Genomic DNA, 21,650 nt, shown 5'->3' on the forward strand with positions numbered 1-21,650 from the left:
ATGCCCTCAGCGCCATGCTATCCGGCATAGGATGTGATGGAAGGAGAAAACGTTAAAGCTTTAGCATCTTCCATTCAAATCACCACTGCACAAGGCAGCATCAAGCGGGTGCGTTGGAACAAAGCAAAGGCAAGAGCCTCGATGCTGCTGCAATTAAAGCTTTAACGAATTTATCCGACATCAAATCCAAGCCTTTCAGTTATGCCTTCTTTGTTGTTGTTTTTTATGGCAGGCATGCTTTCGCTACGCTCAGGTTTGTTACTTTTTCATCAAGGAAAAAGTAAGAGCCCCTCGGCGGCGATGAGCCGAGGCAAGCCTAAGCGTATGGAAAATTTATTAGGGATTAAGCAAAACAAACATTAGTACGAGAAGCATTAAGAGATCCTTCGTACCTAAACTATCAGCCGACCTTTAATATCATTGAAAAAATTGTAGAATTATACGAACGATTATTGGCGAGTGAAAGAGAAAAAGTGGAGACATTGAAAAATAAATAACTATAAAAATATAAAGCCCAATTAGTGGTGATTGGGCTTTATATTTCTATGAACTTTCATTAACCATTCATTTAGTAAAAATAGTAAACCTCGTTACCTAAATTATTACCCTAGAGTGCAAGACCTTATTCGGTACGCATTCCTCTTATACACCAACCATTCTTTTCATTGTATCAAAAAATGCTTGATAAAATGCTTCATCTTTAGCGTATAGCCGATACAAGTCGAGTTCATTTTTTCTTTGTTTAGACATCACCTCATCCAATATCTTTTTAAAGGCTAAATTAGTAGTATGGATATCTGCATTATCCACAACTTTAGACTGAAAATCGGGATGAGCCTGAATATACTTTCCTAAAGCAATAAACTTTACCCGCTGATCTTCCGGAGTAGCTTCCCAGCCTTGAAAAAAACGCTCGTTAAAACTATTGATAATTAAATCCAAAGGATCAATTTCTTCTCCACCACCCGGAACACCTCTTGGATTGGCATTTTGTGGATCAAGAATTGTTTCACTATCATCTAAACCAATCGAGGCATTTAATTTAACGCGTTCCAACCCATAGGTTGATAAATCTACTGAGTTAAGCAATTCATCTATTTGATTACTCGGATCAAGAACAATCAATTTTGGGATTAAGAACTTCAAAAACCAAAACAATTTCTCCCATTTAGCCATTTCATAATCTAAAATAGAAGCCATTTGCCCATAAATTTTAACAAACTGCTTCGCTTTAATTTTAAAATCAGCTTTTTCAGTATCCTCAAGCTCCAGAGATATATTAAACCTTTGGGCAGCAAAATCAACAATCGGGCTTAGTAATTGTGCATTTACACCATTAAAATACTTTTCTACAAAACCCTCAACCTCTACCCACTCATACACACCAACATCATCTAGCATTGCTTTAAGCTCATGCAAAACATTTACATCCGTGGCTTCACTTAATGTGGTAGAAGTATAGAAAGGATCGAATGCCTCTTTAATTTCATCTATTGAATTGAAAAAATCAAGAATAAATAAGTCTTCTGTTTTCTTGCCTAATTTATTAGCTGATCTATTTAACCTCGATAATGCCTGAACCGCCAACACCCCGGTTAATTTCTTATCCACATACATAGCGCTAAGCTTCGGCTGATCGAAACCTGTAAGGTATTTATTGGCCACAACCAAAATACGGTAATCATCTTCGTTAAATTTGTCTCTGGTATCTTTCTCCGGGAATCCGTTCAAACCATCTTCCGAATACTCTACTCCATCCATCATTTTCTTTCCAGAAAAAGCAATAGTCACTTTAAAAGGCTTTCCTTTATCAGCAAGTATCTTATTAATAGCCTGGTAATATCGAATAGCCGATTCAATGCTTTGCGTAACCACCATTGCCTTTGCTTTACCTTTCAGCTTTTTAGTATTTACAATCTTGGTTACAAAGTGATCAACCATGATTTCTGCTTTGGTAGCAATCGTCTCCGGATGTCGCTCTACAAAAGCCCGTAACTTCTTTTGTGCCTTAGTGGAGTCGAAAAGCGGATTATCCTCTATCGATTTTTCAATCTCGTAATAACTTCTGTAAGTGGTATAGTTGGCTAAAACATCTAAAATAAATTCTTCTTCAATAGCCTGTTTCATCGAATAGAGATGAAAAGGCTCAAATGATCCATCAGTTTTTTCTACACCAAATTTTTCTAAAGTATTGTTTTTAGGGGTAGCAGTAAAAGCCAAATAAGAAGCATTATCTCTCATTTTACGCCCTCGCATGGCCTCTAATATTTTATCTTGGGCATCTTCTACTTCTTCTATGGCCGAGGCGCCCATTGCCCTATTTAAGTTATCGGCTGCAGAACCACCCTGGCTGCTATGTGCTTCATCAATAATTACTGCAAAACGCTTGTCGCTTAAATCGGCTATACCATTAACAATAAACGGGAATTTTTGAATCGTGGTAATGATGATTTTCTTGCCGCTTTCTAAACTGCTTTTTAACTCTGCAGAAGTATAAGCCGGTGCAATAATATTTTTAACCTCTGAGAATTCCTTAATATTTTCTCGCAATTGTTTATCCAGCAAACGCCTATCGGTTACCACAATTACCGAATCGAAAAGCGGATTACCTTTGCCTTTGCTACCCGGTAAATCATCACTTTCCGGATAAACTTCTATCAATTGATAAGCCGCCCAGGTGATGGAGTTTGATTTACCTGAACCAGCAGAATGTTGTATTAAATAAGTTTGACCTATACCTTTTTCACTGGCATCCTTAACCAAACGCCGCACTACATCCATTTGGTGGTAGCGTGGAAAGTATAATGTTTTACTATTTAATGGATCGGTATCTTTTCCATCGAACCTAACAAAGTGCTGCAGAATATTGGCAACACTTTCTTTAGTTAATACCTCATCCCATAAATAAGTGGTTTTATGCCCGAAAGCATTTGGTGGATTACCCTTTCCATGATTGTTACCCAAGTTAAAGGGCAAAAAGAAAGTATTCGCTCCATCTAACTTAGTGGTCATGTAAACTTCATCAGTATCTACAGCAAAGTGTACCACACACCGGCCAAAGTTCAATAAGGGCTGCGTAATATCTCGCTTAAACTTATATTGACTTTGCCCATGTACTTTAGCATTCTGCCCTGTCCAATGGTTCTTTAACTCCATAGTAGAAAATGGAATACCATTAATAAACAGTACCATATCTATTTCATCTAATGGATTTGCTTGCGAATAGCGCAATTGCCTCGTTACACTAAACTCATTAGCTTTAAAATTTTGTTTTACCTTTTCGCCACTGCTGGTTAAAGGCAAAACATAAAACAGATCGAAATGGGCATCATCTACATCTAAACCTTTTCTAAAGATTCTCAAAATGCCATACTTCTTCACTAAACGATCAAAACGCTCCAGAATCTTTAACTTCCAATCACCCTGTTTTTGTAGTTTGGCTAATTCCTCGGCTTGTGTAGCTTCCAAAAAATGCCAGAAACGTACCTCATCAATAGCAAATTTTGCGTTAAAATCTTTCGTATTGCCAATGTAATAATGCTTAGCCGATCTATATAGACTGTTGGGTTCATTAACCTGTGCAAAATTCTGACCATTTTCTCTTAGTTCTTCTAAGTTAATACCAGCAAGATGTTTTTCAATAGCAGATTCTAAGGCTTGTTCGTTAGTTTGTGAAGGCATTCGTTATATTATTTGTGTAATAATGACAAAATTTTAATTCAACTTATTTAAATTCTTTCCATTCAAAGTCCAACTTTCAAAGATCAGCTCCAGTAATAATGACTGCCTTTTTTCAATCGCCTTTTTATCCCAAACATCAAATTTAAATTCGTAATCTGATTTAAATTTATTAAGTGCGGTGTGAGCGCCAATTTGAAAGTCTTTGTCAATTAATTTAGTAGAAATAATATCCGAGTTAGCATACTCAGATTGCTTTTTATCAAACCAGCCATTTATCATATCGTTAAAATTATTAACTGCTTGGTTAATCATTCCTTCAAGTAAGGTTGTGTTACCAAACCTGTAAACATAATTTTGATACTCGGATCTATCAACAAATTCAACTGGAATAATATCATTTTTAGGTGTCTGTGGCAATATATGTTCTATTTGCAAACCACCAATAAAATCATTCCCTTGCAGTGGCAAATTACATTTAGAACGAATTGTATTTTCTATTTTCCCAAGAATATATCTCTCTCTATAAGTGGGACTATAATGTCCATGGGTTATTGTTGAAAATCTATTCTTAAAATCAGCTAACCTTTCGGTTACATAGGGTATAAGTTCCTCCTCAACTACTAGTTTTATCTCATCAATAGTTTTTCTTCCTCTTAATTTCCCTGCCCATTTAGTAAAGTTATTCTCATTATACTTTGCTTGTATACTTAATGTAATCGAATAAAAAAAGAAGCTCTCTAATTGCTTGGCTAAAAACTCAATCACATCTATTGGTGCATACTCATCTAGAGCTAAAAGTAAAATCAAATGCTGGCGAGAACGATACTTATTTACAAAACCAATATTGGTTACACAAGGGTATTGACCACCATCTTTTACCAATTCTGTTGCTATCACTAAATCAGAATAGCGTTTTGCCATTTTATTTAATTCACTGGCTACTCTAACCGGATTTTTTTCATATTGCAAGGCAGATTTTCCTTCTGGAGAAATAAACCATTTATATATTTCATCTTCTCGAATGATCTGATTGTGGTAACGGGCAATCACAAAATATCTTAAGAAGCGTAGTGGGTTTCCATCTTCTCTACAATTCTGCAAATGAATAATAATTTCTTTCCAAATATTTTTAATCTTCTGAAAATCATCTTCATTAGCTTGACTGAACAGCAGGTTTTTCACCAAATCCATGGCATTTAATCCTGAACCTCTCTGGTTAATAGTTTCGAATATTTTTAAAGCACTACTTAGATTTTCTGATTTAATAACTACTAATTCTATTTGTGTTAAAAAATAACTTACATAATGTAATAATGTATCTATGCTTCCGATCAACAAGTTTTGAGCATATTGTTTTACTTTTTGATGTGCTGACTCCATTTTTAATATAGATGGCGTTTTCATCTCTTCAAAAGATTCATTTTCAATAAGCTTTATTAAATACCCCCTACTTTCCTCATATTGTAAATCAAGTCTTATTGTTTTTTTCTTTGACTTTAAATCGAACGAAAACAATAATGCCTCGATAGATTTTAAATATTCTTCTCCTACGTAATCCAATTCATCTTTAACAGACTTTAATAAATCTCTAAAAGCAATAAGCGACAAAATAATTGTGGTTAATCGTTGTTGTCCATCTATTACATCAAACTTATTTTCATTTTCTACAATGATGATGGAACCGATAAAATAACTTGCTTGCTTATCACTTACTGGATTATACTCATTTTCTATATCTATTAAAAACTGTTCCACCTGATCATCCGCTTTCCAAACATATTCACGTTGATAATCCGGAACTACAAAATAATAGTCTTTTAACTCTACAATGCTTTTAACGTCAGCTTTAACTTGCATAATTATTTTCTAATTTAATTGTTGTTTTGATTTAAAATAAAATTCCTCATCAAATCAACAGACTCTGTCAATTGTTCGAAAGAGTATCGTGTATTATTGGTGTTCTCTGGATGATGAATTTGGTGGCGAATATATTCAGTTAATATAATCTGTTCAGGAGCTACAACTCCGCCCCGTCTAATCTTATTATAGGCAATCAAGTCCTTTCCATTTCTGTAATCTATTAATAAACCTTCGGCTTCAATAAAACCATATAATTCATTATGATATTCTTCCGTTAAATCTTTAAAGGCGATATAGTTAATTTCATTTAACGAGGGATAAGGAAGTTGATTAGGTTCAATGCTATCAATACATTTATTTCCGGCAGCATTAATTGCTACAAGTCTAATATGCTCAAAACTTAATCCCTTTACAACAGTTGAACTGTGGGTAGTCATTAATACTTGAGTATTTGGAGCTGCAGCCAACTCTCTAAATGCCTTAATTAATATTTTTTGATGATCGGTATGCTGTGAGGTTTCCGGTTCTTCAATCGCATAAATAATTGAATTTGTATCACTATTTGTTAATCTTCGTTCTGCTTCTGCTCTAAAAAAATTGAGTAATATCAATCTTTTAACACCACTGCCTCGTTTATTAATTGGAATATTTTCATCCCCACTTATGGATACCGATTTGAATACGTCATTCCATTTTAGAGCGCTTGACGCTGGAATTACTGGGTTTAATGAGGAAGCTAACTCTGGATGCATCTCTTGCAGTTTCAGCAATGTACTATCTGACACTTCTTTTAATCTTATGGACACTCTTTGAGCCACCTCGTCAAGCATAGTAGAGATTTCTGTGTCAGCTAAAATTTGTGCAACTGCTTTTTTAAGAGGATCTTGCACTTCGCTGTCATTATCGCTATTTTTTCTATCAGATTGAAATAGTATGTAAAAAGGCAAATAGGATTGTAACTTTTCCCAGATATCTTTGGTTTCACCTTTAGTTACATCTAACTCTACTTCAGCTAATGCTAATTCGTCAGCAAATTTTTCCCAAATCGCTTTACGTATTATAGCATTCGCTGTTTGGTTTTCGCACTCAATCTCAAAGTTTTTTAATGTTTTTTTCAGCTCAGCATTTTTTGCTAACAGTAAATCAGAACATTCTGCATGGGTAGGATGATTTGCCTTTATAAAAACTTTTGCTGTGCCTGCGTTAGGATATCTCTTAATGATTTCCAGATCACCATCATTATTTAGTAGATATTCTCCTGCAAGGGTAGTTTCATTACTTGTATCTATTACCACAGTTAATGGTAGATTTTGAAATGTAACAGCTATTGTGATCACATTATCCCCGCTATTTATTGCAGCTTTGTTAATATCATCTTTATCTAATTTGACGACACCTTTACCATCATTAAAAAAAACATCAAGCGCTTCCAGCACAGTCGATTTGCCCACATCATTCTTACCAACAAGTACAGTCAAATCATCGAATTGAATAAAAGTTTCATCTTTGTAGCCTCTAAAATTCTGTATTCTTAAAGATTTAATTTTCATTATGAGTTTACGTTAATTTAATTTTTGTTATTCTTTTACCCAACCCTCACCTTACCCGTTACCACACTATTAATTAAACTTGCCTTATATTCCTTTAACTTCTCTATCTCTTTTTCTTTGAGGGAAATAGCAGCATAAATTTTGTGCTCTAAATTTTCAATATTTTTAACAATAGATCTTTGTTCATTGAGTGGTGGCACTGCTATTGCTAATTGCTTTACAATATTTGTATTAAGATTTGGTTGAGTTGCACCTTGATTCATTTCATCTCTTAATCGCTCTGTTTGCGTTACAAAATAAAAATACAAAAAAAGCTTATCTATGATATCCTCTTTCAAATCTAGAAATGCTAAAACACCATCATTAATACAACCAGAAATTCCCATTATCTTTGGAACTCCTAATGTTGCACCACTATTAGTCAAAACAAAAGTGCCAGCTTCTATATATCTACTTTGTTTCTTTCCTGCTATAGTGAGATAATTTATAGGATATTTTAAATAAACTTCATTGTCCCTTGTTATATCTCCGACAGCAATCCAAGGAACATCATTTCCATTGAAATACATTGGGTGTCCTGCTGGTCTAGGTGAAGCCCCTCTGATAATTCTACTTAGCATTCCATTTTTCTTCATCTCCCAATGCTCCGGTATTTCACCAATCCATTCTACACCACTATCATTTAGCCCTACGCTTTTATCTAAACCTCGTGTTACCGCTTGGTGTATTAAAACTTGTCTACGTTCTTTTAACAAAACAATTTGTTCTTGTTTTACCCTTATGGCCTGGTCTATTTTTTCGGTTTTATCATCAAGAAACTTGGCAATAGCGCTTTGTTCTTGTTGTGGAGGTAAGATTGAAACTATTCTAAAAAAATCATCTGTATATAATCGCAATCTACTTTCTACTACACCAGAAGAATTTCGTTTGTATTCTGACTTGTACAATTCTGTTCTAAGCAAATAGTGAAAATATCTATTTGCGTCATTAGTTTTCAATCGATAAATAGAGTATGCAGGGCTTGTTATTCCATCAAAAGGAGAAAAACCTAAACTTCCATTCCATGCCAACATGATATTGCTAACCAAATCATCTTTTGATACTTTCTTGTAACCCTCAAGTGAAGAAGCGTTAGTTAACATTCCACCTTCTTCTAGCTTTTCACTTTTATTAGAAACACCAGTATATTGCGAAACTGAAAGTAAATCCTCTGAACCATCAAAACTTCGTTCATTAATTTCATTAAAAAGATATTTTAATTTCTTCACCACCCAATGCTCAGGTATATCACCCAACCATTCCACTCCTGAGTCTTTATAGGCCTTATAGGTATTTTTAATTTCAATCATCACTTAAAAATTTAAAATCTCATGTATCAAACCATCACTTTCTCTCTCTAAAGCTAATATATCAGCTGTTACTTCTGCTAAACTGCGTAATGGCTTGTGCTGGTAGAAATATTTATTAAAGCTGATTTCATAACCAATCTTAGTGGCATCTAAATTAATCCAGGCCTCGGCAACATGAGGCTGTACTTCGCGTAAAAAATAGGTATGAATGTTTTCCTTCAAAGGCACATTTTCGGTATCGCGTAAATCGCTTTCTGTTTCGTAAACTAAATATTCGTTATTTTTACCAGTAGCATAATAACCATAATCTGCTAGTTCTGCGGCTTTGCAGCCCAGTGTTAGGCAAAGTTGCGAAAGCTTTTCGCCTGTAAGCTTTTCTGTTTTCTTAATTACCTTTTCGGCATCAGCATCGTACCAGCTAACTGCATTTAGAATGGCATTCTTTTCAGACGCAGAAAGTTTTAGTTTTTTAGCCTTAACCGCTTCGTCTACTTTTTCTCGAAAAACATTAAAGTCTTGGTATTCATCTGTACCAACAGTTTTCATTAAACCTTTTGCGAGGTTTAATAAGTCAAGCTGTTTCTGCCAAACTTTGCTATCTGTAAGGCTGGCTAACTGTTTGGTGTTTAAATTCAGGTCTTCTGCATCGGCCCATTTGGCAATTTCTTTTGCAAACGGCTTTAAATCTTCATAAACCTTCTCACCATATTGCTCAAATAAACTAATCATTACATCTTTTAAATTCTTATCGAAACGTAAATCGGCTATCCGTTCTGCTGTAAATTGCGCTTTAAGGCGTTTTGGCATTTCGATGGTTACTTTATAATAACCGAAATCGTTATTGTCAAAAACTTTGCTGTTTAGACTTTCTTCACCTTTAACTTCCATTTGGTTATACACCTTAACAATATCGTTAATGTGCTGTGGTGAAAATTCGCAATTTTTATTGCCCAGGTTTTTGCGCAACTTACGGAAAGCTTGGCCAGCATCAATTAATTGCACTTTGCCTTTTCTTTTTGCGGCTTTATTGTTACTTAAAATCCAGATGTAAGTGGTAATCCCCGTATTGTAAAAAAGGTTATTGGGCAGCTGCACAATGGCATCTAACCAGTCGTTTTCTATAATATATCGGCGGATATTGCTTTCGCCACCACCTGCATCGCCAGTAAACAAACTCGAGCCATTGTGTACCGAAGCAATACGCGTACCTGCAGCGCTTTGTGTTAATGGTTTCATCTTGTTTACCATTTCCATTAAAAACAGCAATTGCCCATCGCTCGAGCGCGGTGTAGCGTCCGCGTCCTCCTCCACGCCCCAATAGTTTTTCAGTTTAATTTGAAAACGGCTATCGATAATGTCTTTACCATCTTTAATATATTTCTGCTCGCTGGCCCACGATTTACCATAAGGCGGGTTAGACAGCATAAAATCGAATGAAGTTCCTGCAAACTCATCTGTAGAAAGTGTAGAACCCACACGGATATTTTCAGGGTCGTTGCCCTTAATCATCATATCCGATTTACAAATGGCATAGGTTTCGTCGTTTATTTCCTTGCCATATAAGTAAATATCGCCTTTAGCCTTAATTTCACCTTCCTCATCTTTAATAAAATTCTGCGATTCGGTAAGCATTCCCCCACTACCACAAGCCGGATCGTAAATGGTCATTACCGGTGGCAGGGTGTTTTTTACAGGATCAAAAATTAGGTGTGTCATCAAATCAATTACCTCGCGTGGAGTAAAGTGTTCTCCTGCTTCTTCATTGTTCTCTTCGTTAAATTTACGGATCAACTCTTCAAAAACATAGCCCATACCCAGGTTAGAAAGTGCTGGCAATTTACGCCCGTTGCCATCAGTCTTTTCAAACGGCGTCAAGTTAATATTTGGTGAAGTAAACTTTTCGAGTACATCTAAAAGCACATCTTTAGCAGCCATATGGCGTATCTGGCTGGCGAGCTTAAATTTTTCGATAATCTCTTTTACATTGGGACTAAAACCGTTCAGGTATTCTTCAAAATTGCTTAGTAAAAGTTGTTGGTTGTTCGTTGCTGTATTGTACAAACGCTGCAATGTCCATTGGCTGGTGTTAAAAAAAACATAGCCAGTTACTAAAGTCAAACCTTTTTCGTCCCATTCAGTAAAGCCAGCTTCCTCGTGTTGAAAGGAAACTTCTTCCATTACAGCATCCTTAGTTGGCTCTAACAAAGTATCTAACCTGCGTAGCACAACCATGGGTAAAATTACATCACGGTATTTCCCTCTAACGTAAACATCTCTTAAACAATCATCTGCAATAGACCAGATAAAGGAAACTAATTTATTATGTACGGCTTGATTCATTTGTATTTTTGGAATATTTAAGTCCTTTAGAAAAGTTTCTAAATTAGTAAAATTAGGTGGCTCAGACTAGGCATTTTTACTAAAAAACAATTTGTAAAAATTAACAGCTAAGAAAAGAAATATTGAGCCAAACATAAATAAGTGATACTTAAATTGAACACGCCAATAGTATTCAATTCTAATGAACCACTTTTTCCAAATTGAAAGTTTAAAGTAATCTGATTTGGTTAATTGCAACATTGAATAATCGATTGGTGCGTGGTTTTCGCATCGTTTTAAAATCTTATCATAGTCGTTGCTAATTTGCAAAAGCGTATCTTTTTTATTTGGATCGTCATTATCATAAGTTTTAGCGTATCGAAGTTTGTTATACAATTCTGCAATAGCTAACGCGCAATTGTGATAACGATCAGATTTGAGCACAAAGCTCTCTGAGTTTTCCAACTGAACTGACTAAACAATAATATTAAAACGGAAAAAGCTACAGAAGCAAAACTCACTTCACTATCACTAAGCCAAATCATCCAAAATCGAAGTCCAAAAACATTTACTAAACCAACAATAATAAGGTAAGCTGATAAATAGCCCACACATTGACTGGATAACCTTTGTAAGGTTTCAGTTCTATGACTGGCAGCAAAACGGGCGCCCTTGGTGGTCCATAATTTATAATTGAGTTCAACCTCAAAATCCTTTTGTAAATAAGGTGGTATTCTGTTTTTCAGTTTGGCAATACGTTTCGCCCAGTTGCATTTTTTCCAGCTTGTAATGATTGATTTTATCACAGTAGGGATGAATTGAATGAATGAATTTCACTAAGTTAAACACCATGATTTCCATTACCATACGGGAAACCGTATTGTAAAAAACAACTCAAACTACATCCCTCTCACAAGACTTTTTAATAATACAATAAAACAAAACTAATCAAACAACTAATAAAATAGTAATAAGTCATTAATCTTTACGTTATCAAGCCAATCAACAGATTACTAACTAATTAAAACTTAAAAGCAATGAAGACACCAGACAGTGGGTTTGCCAAAAATTTAGCAAACTTCGAAAACATCATTTCCCGGGTTCAGGCATTGGGCCCGATTTACAACCCCTCACGCGAGGCCATCCAACTGGCTAACCTAACCGATAAGTTAAACCAGGCCCGGTTGGCATTAAGTAGCCTACACGAGCAAATGGCTCAGCAAAAAAATGCAATCCATTCCCGTAGTGCAGCTTTTGAGCCCTTAAAAAAGCTCAATACCAGGTTATTAAGCGCAGCGAAGGCCGTTAACATTTTACCGCAGCAAATTGAAAACCTAAGCAGTTTAAACCGAAAAGTACAAGGTGTAAAGCTAAGTAAATCGAAAACAACCGCCCCAATAGAGAGCAGTGCCAGCGCAACAGCGAGCAATAGCGCAATTACAGAAACTCCTGCTACAATTTCGAGCGCGCAACTGGGTTACGACAGTCAACTCGATAATTTCGACAAAGTAGTTAAACAACTTTCGGTTATTCCCGATTACAAGCCAAACGAAAACGAACTAAAGACCGAGCAATTACAAAGCCTTTATAACGACATGCTCACTAAGAACCACCTGGTAATAGAAGCCAATACCGCCATTAGTAGTAGCCGTTTTGCCCGCAACGAAATTATGTTTACACCCAACACCGGAATTTCAGATCTCGCATCAGGCGTTAAAAACTATGTAAAATCGCTCTTAGGTACAAGTAGTCCACAGTATCGGGAAATCAGCAAAATCCCAATTAGAACCAATATGGAATAAATCATGAAAACAATCATCCCATTTTCCCTAAAATCCTAACAGCTGCCGTATACCAATGAGCAGCTGTTTTTTATTCCAATCAATCCCTCCATTCAACTACATGCTCATTCAAGCATTCGTTATACGTTACTGTTCAATAAGGCGTTGATAAGTATCAAACTGGTTCCTTTACTGTTCAATATAGTGCCGTTACCGATAAACAAGGCTCCGTTACCCCTCAAACTGTCTCCGTTATCGTTTAATGTAACGTCGTTACTGATAAACAAAACTCCGTTCCCATCAAACCGGTATCCGTTATCATTTAATATAGCATCGTTATTAATAAACAAGGTTACGTTACCCATCAAACTGCCTCCGTTAACATTCAATATAGTGTCGTTATCAAAAAAACAAATTATCGCCCCTTCAATGTGTGTCATACTACTGGCACTCAGCTATCGGGTATAAACCCCTTCAGCAGCGGTGAGCCGAGGCAAGACTGCGCCTAAGCCAACCTATTTATTGTAAATGTGAAAGGTAACCGTTAATGCAGTTTGTGCTCCTTACGCAGAGATTCTTCGTACCTCAGGATGACATTCAGTGCCCCCTCTGCGCCACGCTATAAAGCATAGGATGTGATGGAAGGAGAAAACGTTAAAGCTTTAGCATCTTCCATTCAAATCACCAATGCACAAGCAGCATCAAGCGGGTGCGGTGGAACAAAGCAAGGGCAAGAGCCTCGATGCTGCCGCAATTAAAGCTTTAACGAATTTATCCGATATCAGATCCAAGCCTTTCAGTTATGCCTTCTTTGTTATTGTTTTTTATGGCAGGCATGCTTTCGCTACGCTCAGGTTTGTTACTTTTTCATCAAGGAAAAAGTAAGAGCCCCTCGGCGGCGATGAGCCGAGGCAAGCCTGAGCGTATGGAAAATTTATCAGGCAGTAAGCAAGACTGCTAAATACTAAGAGATCCTTCGTACCTCAGGATGACAGGAAAGGCGGAATTCTCAAGGTAACAGAAAAGGCCCAATAGTCAGGATGACAGGAAAGGCAGACAATGACGAACGCTTTATAAACCTCCAAGAACTTAGCAGGTTGTAAAACCCTAAACAAAAAAACACCAAGAACTTACGCCCTTGGTGCCTCTACGATTTAGCCGTAAAACGACTAACTCGCTATTAAGTTTGCTTCGGCGTGATCAAGCCCAACCTCGCAATGAAGAATTTCTGCAATTTACTGCCAGCCACCACCTAATGAGCGGTATAAATTAACCACGGCGGTTAACTGCTCTGTTTTAATAGATGTTAATTCAAGTTCGCTTTGTAATAAATTACTTTGTGCAGTAATTACCTCCAGGTAGTTTGCCATTCCATTTCTAAATAACAAATTGGCATTTTTCGACGCTTGCTGTAAAGTGATAGATCTTTTTTCGGCTATACTATATTGAGATTTCAATTTTTCAACCCTTGTCAATTCATCCGATACTTCGCCAACAGCATTTAAAACCGATTGACGGAACTGGATAACCGTTTTTTCTCGATCGATTTTAGCAATTTCATAATTGGCTTTTAACTGTCCACGTTGAAAAATTGGCTGTGTAATCCCACCAGAAACCATACCGAATAAAGAAGCCGGTACATTAAACCAGTTGCTGGCTTTAAAAGAATTAACCCCGCCACTGGCCGTAATCACCAAAGATGGATAAAGGCTGGCTTTTGCTACACCAACTTTTGCATTGGCTATATTTAATGCCAGCTCAGCACTTTTAATATCAGGCCTGCGGCTTAACAAAGCAGAAGGGAAACCCGAGCTTAATTGAGTAGGGATATTCATATCATCCAAACGGTTTTTTCTGCTTATGGCTTCGGGTAATTTACCGATTAAAACACTTAATGCATTTTCCTGTAAAGCTACATTTTGCTCCAGTTTAGGGATAAGCTGTGCAGCAACCAATTGTTGTGCTTCTGCCTGTTGAATGGCTAAAGAAGTTACTTGTCCGGCGGTATACTGTAAATTAATAATTCTGATGGTACTATCGTTAAGCTTTAAGTTTTTCTTAGCAATTTCAAGCTGTGCATCCATCATTAATAAATTATAATATCCCTCAGCAACATTGGCTACCAAACGGGTTTGCACTGCCTTTTTAGCTTCCTCTGTTTGTAGGTAAGCAGCTAAGGCGCCCGCTTTTTGATTGCGGATTTTACCCCAAATATCGGCTTCCCAAAATACACCCAAATTTGCACTATAATCTTCAATATGTTTGGAGCCTGTAAACTGACTGATGCTTAAGCCATTTAAACTGTTATCAGATGGGCGACTGGTATTAGCCGCTACCTGTAATTTTAATTCGGGTAAATAACCCAGTTTGGATTGTTTGAACAATACCTCTGCTGCATCAATATTTTTTAGTGCAATCTGGATATCGTAATTTTTTTGCAAGGCGGTATCAATTAGCGCCTGTACAGTTGGATCGGTGATAAAGGTTTTCAAAGGCAAATCGCCAATGCTTGAAGAATCTTTGCCGAAAGAATTTCTGAATATTTTTGGTTCTACGCCCGCAGGTGTAGCCAAATCTTTAGAAATTGAACATCCCGCCAATGTTAAAACAAAGGCCAGGATGCTTATAATATTAAACGGTTTCATGAGCAAATTCATTTTCTTTAATGTGATTTTCATTGTAAGTAACAACAACGGCAGGTTTACGCGAAATCTTTTCCTGTAAATACTGGAAGATTACAAATAATACCGGGATAATAAATAAGCCCAGAATTACACCCGATACCATACCACCGGCAGCACCTATACTAATAGAGTGGTTACCCTGTGCTGATGGACCTGTTGCAATACTCATCGGGAATAAACCAAACACAAACGCAAGTGAGGTCATAATGATTGGTCTTATCCTTAATCGGGCGGCTTCAATAGCCGAATCAACTAAGCTAAGTCCTGCCTTTCGTCGCTGCACGGCAAACTCTACAATAAGGATGGCGTTTTTAGCCAATAGTCCAATAAGCATAATCAGCGCTACCTGTACATAAATGTTATTTTCGATCCCTGTTAAACCCAATACCACAAACACACCAAATACACCTGTAGGGATAGAAAGTATTACCGCCAACGGCAAAATGTAACTCTCATACTGTGCTGATAACAGGAAGTAAACAAATACCAAACAAAGCAGGAAAATCACAGTGGATTGCCCACCTGAAGAAATTTCCTCACGTGTTTGGCCTGAGAATTCAAAAGCAAAGCCCGATGGCAGTTCTTCTTTAGCGGTTTCCTGTATCGCTTTAATTGCATCACCAGAACTGAAGCCTGGTTTAGGAATAGCGTTTACCTCAATAGAGTTAAACAGGTTATAACGCGAAGCCGTTTCCGAACCATAAACACGGGTTAATTTAACCAGTGTATTAATTGGCACACTTTCTCCAGCCTTGTTTTTAACAAACACGCGATCGATACTTGCAGGGTCAGTTCTATCGGCAACATCGGCCTGAACCACTACACGGTAGTATTTACCAAAGCGGTTAAAATCTGATGCCTGTGCAGTACCAAAAAATGTCTGCATGGTTTGTAAAATATCTTTAACACTTACCCCCAGCTGGTCTGCTTTTTCATCATTAACATCCAACTGTAACTGCGGATAATCTGCTTTATAAGAAGTAAAAGCATAAGCAATTGCCGGTTTTGCCATTAACTTTGCGATAAAGTTATTGGCTACACCACTAAATTTATCCAGCCTGCCATTTGTTTTATCCTGTAACATTACGTTCATGGCCTCAACATTACTAAAGCCCGGCACGGTTGGAAAACTGAATACAAAGAAAGTACCGGCAGATATGGCAGCCATTTTAGCCCTTACTATATTTTGTATTTCATCAATGTTCTTTACCGCACCCCTTTCGTCGTTTGGTTTTAACAATAAGAAAATCTGACCTGCTGAAGGACTGTTTGATGCGGTTAAAAAGTTATAACCGGCCAACGACATTACAAACCGTGCTGATGGCATAGCCCTTAACTCAGCTTCAGCTTGTTTTAACATTTTATTGGTATTGGCTAATGAAGTTCCTGATGGACTGGCAACAGCAATAGCCACAAAACCCTGATCCTCGGTAGGAATAAAACCTGTTTTTGTTCTGCTTACTAAGAAAACGGTAACAATAACAATTAAAGCAAGCCCACCCATGCTAATCCATTTATTACGGATAAGCACTTTTAAGCCGCTAATATAGCGGTTGGTTAAATAATTAAACCCACCATTAAAGCCTGCATAAAATTTTTCTACAAAACCTTTTTTAGGTGCTTTATGGCCATCAGCATGTTTATTCTTTAAAAATAAGGCCGCCAGCGCAGGGCTTAAAGTTAAGGCGTTAACAGCTGATATAATAATGGCGATAGCCATGGTTAAAGCAAACTGTTTGTAAAATATACCTGTTGAGCCAGTCATAAAACCCACTGGTAAAAATACCGCCGCCATTACCAGCGTAATTGATATAATTGCCCCGGTAATTTCACTCATCGCCTGGGTAGTTGCCTCTTTTGGCGTAAGCGTAGGATCTTCCTCCATTTTGGCATGCACCGCCTCTACCACCACAATGGCATCATCTACCACAATACCTATGGCCAATACCAGTGCAAACAAGGTTAAAAGGTTTACAGAGAACCCAAACAACTGCATAAAAAAGAAAGTACCAATAATAGCCACCGGTACCGCAATGGCCGGGATTAAGGTAGATCTGAAATCTTGCAAGAATATAAATACAACGATAAATACGAGTAAAAAGGCTTCTACAAGGGTATGTTCAACCTGGTTGATGGATTCATCAAGATCGGTTTTGGTACGGTAGAACTGATTGTATTTAATACCGGCGGGGAAATCTTTTGATAGCTTTTCCATCAGTTTGTCAATCGAAATCTGGATTTCGTTGGCATTAGACCCTGATAATTGGATTACACCAATGGTAATCCCATCATGCCCGTTTAAGCGGTTAACACTACTATAGCTATAAGCACCTAATTCAACACGTGCCACATCTTTTAAGCGTAATATAGAACCATCTGAATTTGAACGGATGGCAATATTTTGATATTCCTCTGGTTTAGTAAGCTTGCCTTTGTATTTAATTACATATTCAAATGCCTCATTACTTCTTTCTCCAACCCTGCCTGGTGCCGCTTCCAGGTTTTTATCCTGAATAGCCGTGATTACTTCATTGGGTGTAATTTTATAAGTGGCCAATTGACTTGGATTTAACCAAATGCGCATCGAGTAATCTTTAATACCACCAAATACACTGGCAGAGCCTACACCCGAAATCCTTTTTAATTCGGGGATGATGTTGATCTGTGCATAGTTATTTACAAAAACAGCATCGTATTTTTTTGGATCTTCTGAGTAAATCCCTATGGCACCAATAAAACTGTTTTGCTGTTTAGTAGTGGTTATACCATATTGCACCACCTCTGCAGGTAATTGGCTTGTGGCTTGCGAAACACGGTTTTGCACATTCACAGCCGCCTGATCGGGGTTGGTACCTTGTTGAAAGTAAACGGTAACCGCCAGGGTACCATCGTTACTTGCAGTGGAGGTCATGTATGTCATGTTTTCCACTCCATTAATTGCCTCTTCCAATGATGGCGTTACCGAACGTAAAATGGTTTCGGCATTAGCGCCCGGGTACACAGCAGTTACCAATACCGACGGAGGTGCGATATTTGGAAAGCGCTCTAAGGGCAACTTTGTTAAGCCAAGTATACCAACTATTACCAATAATATGGAAATAACAGTCGAAAGTACCGGCCTTTCTATAAATTTCTGAAACATGACTTTTTAAATTTTATTGTTGTCTTATTTTTTTGTTTTTACAGCAGCTACCTTATCTGCTACCTTTTGAGGCTGAATAACCATGCCTTCCTGTAATTTATCAATGCCGCTTAACACCAGCTGGTCGCCAGCTTTTACGCCGTCTTTAACCAAATAATTTTCGCCGGATTTACCAACAATTGTTATGGCTCGTTTTTTCACCTTGCTGCTGTCGCCTACGGTAAATACAAATACTTTATCCTGCATCTCAATCGTAGCAGATCCAGGTATCATTAAAGCATCTTTGTGCTCAAGGCTTAAACGAATTCTTCCGGTATTGCCTGATCTTAATAAACCAGCGGGATTAGGAAAAGTAGCTCTTAATGTAATGGCACCAGTATTTTTGTCAAACTGACCGTCGATGATATCAATTTTACCGGTTTTAGTATATTCAGTGTTATCTGCTAAAAGAAGCGTTACTTCAGGTAGTTGTTTGATTTTATCTTTAAGTGTTTGGCCCGGATACTGTGCTTTAAAATTCACGAAATCCTTTTCGCCTAAGGAGAAATAAACATGCACTTCGTGCACATCCGATAATTGGGTTAAAGCTTCAACATCTGATGGATTAACCAAACTGCCGCGTTTCTTAGCCAGCCTCCCAATATAACCGCTTACTGGTGCTTTAATTAAAGTATACCCTAAATTAATTGAGGCAGTAGAAACATTTGCTTTAGCTTGTTCTACATTAGCTTTGGCAGCCTGTGCACTGGCCTTGGCCGATTTTAATTGAAAATCAGAGATTACTTTATTCTGAACCAAAGCCGTTAAACGCTCTACTTCTAAATTGGAATTTACAACTGCAGCCTCTGCCGAGTGTTGCGCAGCTATTGCATTGTTATAAGCAGCACGATATGGTTGCTCGTTAATTTTAAAGATTGGCTGACCGGCGCTAACCAAAGCACCTTCATCAACAAAAACTTTATCAAGTGTTCCGCTAACCTGCGGACGAACTTCAACATTATCTGTACCTTCTATTGAGGCCGGATAATCCTGATAGGTTGTTTGATTACCAGAAACAATACTGGCTACCGGTAAGGACGGCGGTGGTGGAGCAGCTGCAGATTGCTCCTGTTTTGATGAACAGCCAGCAAATATAATCGATAAAAGGAAAATTGCAGGAATTGCTATTACACTATTAAACTGTTTAACAGCGTTAAATGATGAAAGCAAGCGATGTAGAGATTTCATATGATTAAAAATTATTAGGATTTAATGGTGTAAAAACTATTTAACACTGTTAAATAGAGGGGTAAAAAAAAATTAACTATTAATAGATAATGTAATGCCTTTAATGGCATCTTTTAAAATTTGTTGGTTCATTTCATTATTTGTTCTTCCGTTAGGGCGAACAAGATTAATGGAAATTAAACCATGTATGATAGACCAATAGGTATAATATTTCATGCAAATATCATCTTCATCAACCGGCTTTTTCACAAAAAGTGTTTCAATTACATCACCTAACAGTGTAGCAACCACTTCAGCTTCGGGCAAGCTTTTTTGCATTTCGCAACAGCTCATATCTACGCCGTACATCAGTTTGTAAAACTCTTTATGTTCAAAGGCAAAATTCCAGTAGGCTACCCACATTGTTTCCATCTGTGTCTCCGGATCTTCGTGTTTTGCTTTGGCAGCCCTAATGTCTTTAGCTAAAATTAAATAGCCTCTTCTGGTTAATTCAAGTAAGATACCTTCTTTATTGGCGAAATATTCGTAAATAATTGGGGCAGTATATTCAATTTGATCGGCAATTTTACGCATACTCAAAGCCTGCCAACCCTCTGTTTGAACAATGTTCAAGGCTGCATCCAGAATTTTTGTCCTGGTTTCATCTTTTAAACGTAGTATTCTTTCTTTGCTTCCCATTTGGAATTTCGATGTGATAAATAATCTAACACCGTTAAGCAAATGTATAACCAATTTCAGAAACCACAATCATTCAATTGTCAAATAGAATTTCGCAAGCATAAAAAGCTCGTTTAGATTATTTAAAAGCACATTATCCGACAAATATTTTTTACAAGAATTTTATTTCGTAAAAAAATATAACCTGACAGGGAGACATTTTTAATTTGAAAAGCACTGACAGCAGCTTTTTTGAAATACCTGCCCTGCTCTTTATTACAAATCCTCATACCGGTGAAGAACCGCCACTGTGGGTTTTCCATTCCGGTCAGGTTTTGCTGGGTTGGGTTGGTGCAGCTATTTTTAACCGCGGACTGCGCAGAGAAAAGGCAAAAGGTGGCACCAAGCTGGACGCTTATTTTTTCAGCACCTGAGACACTTAAGATAAAAATTAGAAAAGAGCCGTGAAATCAATTCCATCTTCCATTTAACATCTTCTATTTCCATCTATTAGCAGGTATCTCACCAACCAAAATCCAGATCATCATCACAAGACACAGCCTACTCGTTTCCGTACCAAGCTGTGCCTCATAATGATTTTTTTTAACTATTCCAGATAAAAGGTGCCTGCTTTACAAACGCTTTGCTTTCTAACTGCTCAATAATAAACAACGCCAAATTAGAGGCATTAATCTGATCACCGTTGCAGTTCAGCAAATTTGCAGCGATTTTTGTGGTTTCAGTCGTTTGGGTAATGAGCGGTAAACGCACCAATGTCCAATCGAGCTTACTTCCAGTCAGCATGTCATATTCTTTTTGCCGGTTGGCTGTCGAAATGGGATAATGCTCATACATCCATTTTGTGGCAAACTGCGTTTTAGCATCCTTTTCATCAAACGGGGTGTCTACGTTAATCCCCGTTATAACCAGATAACGTTTCAAGCCCAATGTTTCCATTACCGTAATAATATTGGCTGTTCCTTGCGTAAAAATTGTTTTTTCGCTGGCAGGATTCCCCATACCCAAAGCGCTTATTACAATATCACATCCATTGATTAAGGTATATACAGCCTCAGCATCCCCCACATCGCCAGGTACTATTGTTAACAAAGCATGAGAAACAGTTAAATTTTGGGAATTTCTGACCAGCGCTTTTACCTGGTAGTTTTGGGTTAAAAGTGTATTTAAAATATAGGCCCCAGCTTTTCCTGTGGCACCGATTAAAGCAATTTTTAAATTTTGCATGTTGTTCTTTATAAAAATTAGATAATAACAGTTTAACCCTGTCTATACGATCGATAAACGGGATAGCAGTATGATACTGCGCGAATTATATTTTATAAAGAGATTTTAATAGCACTAATTTATGCAAATGATTTTTAATATCAAATTTTGCATTA

The 21,650-nt window shown here is 37.2% G+C and carries 17 protein-coding genes; 4 read left to right on the forward strand and 13 right to left on the reverse strand.

Annotation, left to right across the window (positions count from 1 at the left end; genetic code table 11):
* Positions 1-36: 36 nt before the first annotated feature.
* The gene (locus R2Q77_RS14190) at positions 37-165 is read left to right on the forward strand and encodes a hypothetical protein (RefSeq protein ID WP_316804389.1); all 129 of its coding nucleotides are present in this window, start codon (positions 37-39) and stop codon (positions 163-165) included.
* 477 nt (positions 166-642) lie between these two features.
* On the opposite strand, the gene R2Q77_RS14195 is transcribed toward R2Q77_RS14190, so the two are convergent.
* From R2Q77_RS14195 to R2Q77_RS14220, 7 genes are all read right to left on the reverse strand, one after another.
* On the reverse strand, positions 643-3,681 hold the full coding sequence (locus tag R2Q77_RS14195) for a type I restriction endonuclease subunit R (protein WP_316804390.1): 3,039 nt from the start codon (positions 3,679-3,681) through the stop codon (positions 643-645).
* A 33-nt stretch (positions 3,682-3,714) separates the two neighbouring features.
* Positions 3,715-5,538 (reverse strand): DUF262 domain-containing HNH endonuclease family protein, encoded by a 1,824-nt coding sequence (locus tag R2Q77_RS14200; protein ID WP_316804391.1) that lies wholly within the window; start codon positions 5,536-5,538, stop codon positions 3,715-3,717.
* A gap of 14 nt (positions 5,539-5,552) precedes the next feature.
* Positions 5,553-7,091 (reverse strand): ATP-binding protein, encoded by a 1,539-nt coding sequence (locus R2Q77_RS14205; RefSeq protein ID WP_316804392.1) that lies wholly within the window; start codon positions 7,089-7,091, stop codon positions 5,553-5,555.
* Between the two features lie 35 nt (positions 7,092-7,126).
* Entirely contained in the window at positions 7,127-8,440 is a 1,314-nt protein-coding gene (locus R2Q77_RS14210; RefSeq protein WP_316804393.1) for a restriction endonuclease subunit S, read from the reverse strand.
* A 3-nt stretch (positions 8,441-8,443) separates the two neighbouring features.
* Positions 8,444-10,780, reverse strand: a complete 2,337-nt coding sequence (locus R2Q77_RS14215) for a class I SAM-dependent DNA methyltransferase (protein ID WP_316804394.1) — start codon at positions 10,778-10,780, stop codon at positions 8,444-8,446.
* 66 nt (positions 10,781-10,846) lie between these two features.
* The gene (locus R2Q77_RS21050; protein WP_410479288.1) at positions 10,847-11,203 is read right to left on the reverse strand and encodes an SLATT domain-containing protein; all 357 of its coding nucleotides are present in this window, start codon (positions 11,201-11,203) and stop codon (positions 10,847-10,849) included.
* A complete protein-coding gene (locus tag R2Q77_RS14220; protein WP_316804395.1) occupies positions 11,167-11,565 on the reverse strand; it encodes a hypothetical protein in 399 nt (132 codons plus the stop codon). Before R2Q77_RS14220 ends, R2Q77_RS21050 begins: the two co-directional genes overlap by 37 nt.
* Positions 11,566-11,796: 231 nt before the next feature.
* On the opposite strand from R2Q77_RS14220, the gene R2Q77_RS14225 reads away from it, so the two are divergent.
* A complete protein-coding gene (locus R2Q77_RS14225) occupies positions 11,797-12,561 on the forward strand; it encodes a hypothetical protein (protein ID WP_316804396.1) in 765 nt (254 codons plus the stop codon).
* A 119-nt stretch (positions 12,562-12,680) separates the two neighbouring features.
* On the opposite strand, the gene R2Q77_RS14230 is transcribed toward R2Q77_RS14225, so the two are convergent.
* The gene (locus R2Q77_RS14230) at positions 12,681-12,980 is read right to left on the reverse strand and encodes a hypothetical protein (RefSeq protein ID WP_316804397.1); all 300 of its coding nucleotides are present in this window, start codon (positions 12,978-12,980) and stop codon (positions 12,681-12,683) included.
* Positions 12,981-13,227: 247 nt separating this feature from the next.
* Between R2Q77_RS14230 and R2Q77_RS14235 the strand changes: the two genes are divergently transcribed.
* Entirely contained in the window at positions 13,228-13,425 is a 198-nt protein-coding gene (locus R2Q77_RS14235) for a hypothetical protein (protein WP_316804398.1), read from the forward strand.
* A gap of 350 nt (positions 13,426-13,775) precedes the next feature.
* Here R2Q77_RS14235 and R2Q77_RS14240 read toward each other — a convergent pair whose 3' ends face one another.
* From R2Q77_RS14240 to R2Q77_RS14255, 4 genes are all read right to left on the reverse strand, one after another.
* Complete coding sequence (locus tag R2Q77_RS14240; protein ID WP_316804399.1) at positions 13,776-15,185, reverse strand: TolC family protein; 1,410 nt, start codon at positions 15,183-15,185, stop codon at positions 13,776-13,778.
* Positions 15,172-18,366 (reverse strand): efflux RND transporter permease subunit, encoded by a 3,195-nt coding sequence (locus tag R2Q77_RS14245; protein ID WP_316804400.1) that lies wholly within the window; start codon positions 18,364-18,366, stop codon positions 15,172-15,174. Before R2Q77_RS14245 ends, R2Q77_RS14240 begins: the two co-directional genes overlap by 14 nt.
* 24 nt (positions 18,367-18,390) lie before the next feature.
* The gene (locus tag R2Q77_RS14250) at positions 18,391-19,593 is read right to left on the reverse strand and encodes an efflux RND transporter periplasmic adaptor subunit (RefSeq protein ID WP_316804401.1); all 1,203 of its coding nucleotides are present in this window, start codon (positions 19,591-19,593) and stop codon (positions 18,391-18,393) included.
* 72 nt (positions 19,594-19,665) lie between these two features.
* Positions 19,666-20,271, reverse strand: a complete 606-nt coding sequence (locus tag R2Q77_RS14255) for a TetR/AcrR family transcriptional regulator (RefSeq protein WP_316804402.1) — start codon at positions 20,269-20,271, stop codon at positions 19,666-19,668.
* Between the two features lie 206 nt (positions 20,272-20,477).
* On the opposite strand from R2Q77_RS14255, the gene R2Q77_RS14260 reads away from it, so the two are divergent.
* Entirely contained in the window at positions 20,478-20,684 is a 207-nt protein-coding gene (locus tag R2Q77_RS14260) for a hypothetical protein (protein WP_316804403.1), read from the forward strand.
* A gap of 169 nt (positions 20,685-20,853) precedes the next feature.
* On the opposite strand, the gene R2Q77_RS14265 is transcribed toward R2Q77_RS14260, so the two are convergent.
* The gene (locus R2Q77_RS14265) at positions 20,854-21,495 is read right to left on the reverse strand and encodes an NAD(P)-dependent oxidoreductase (RefSeq protein ID WP_316804404.1); all 642 of its coding nucleotides are present in this window, start codon (positions 21,493-21,495) and stop codon (positions 20,854-20,856) included.
* Positions 21,496-21,650: the final 155 nt, after the last annotated feature.

Source organism: Pedobacter nototheniae, assembly GCF_032678625.1.
Lineage (GTDB): Bacteria > Bacteroidota > Bacteroidia > Sphingobacteriales > Sphingobacteriaceae > Pedobacter > Pedobacter nototheniae_A.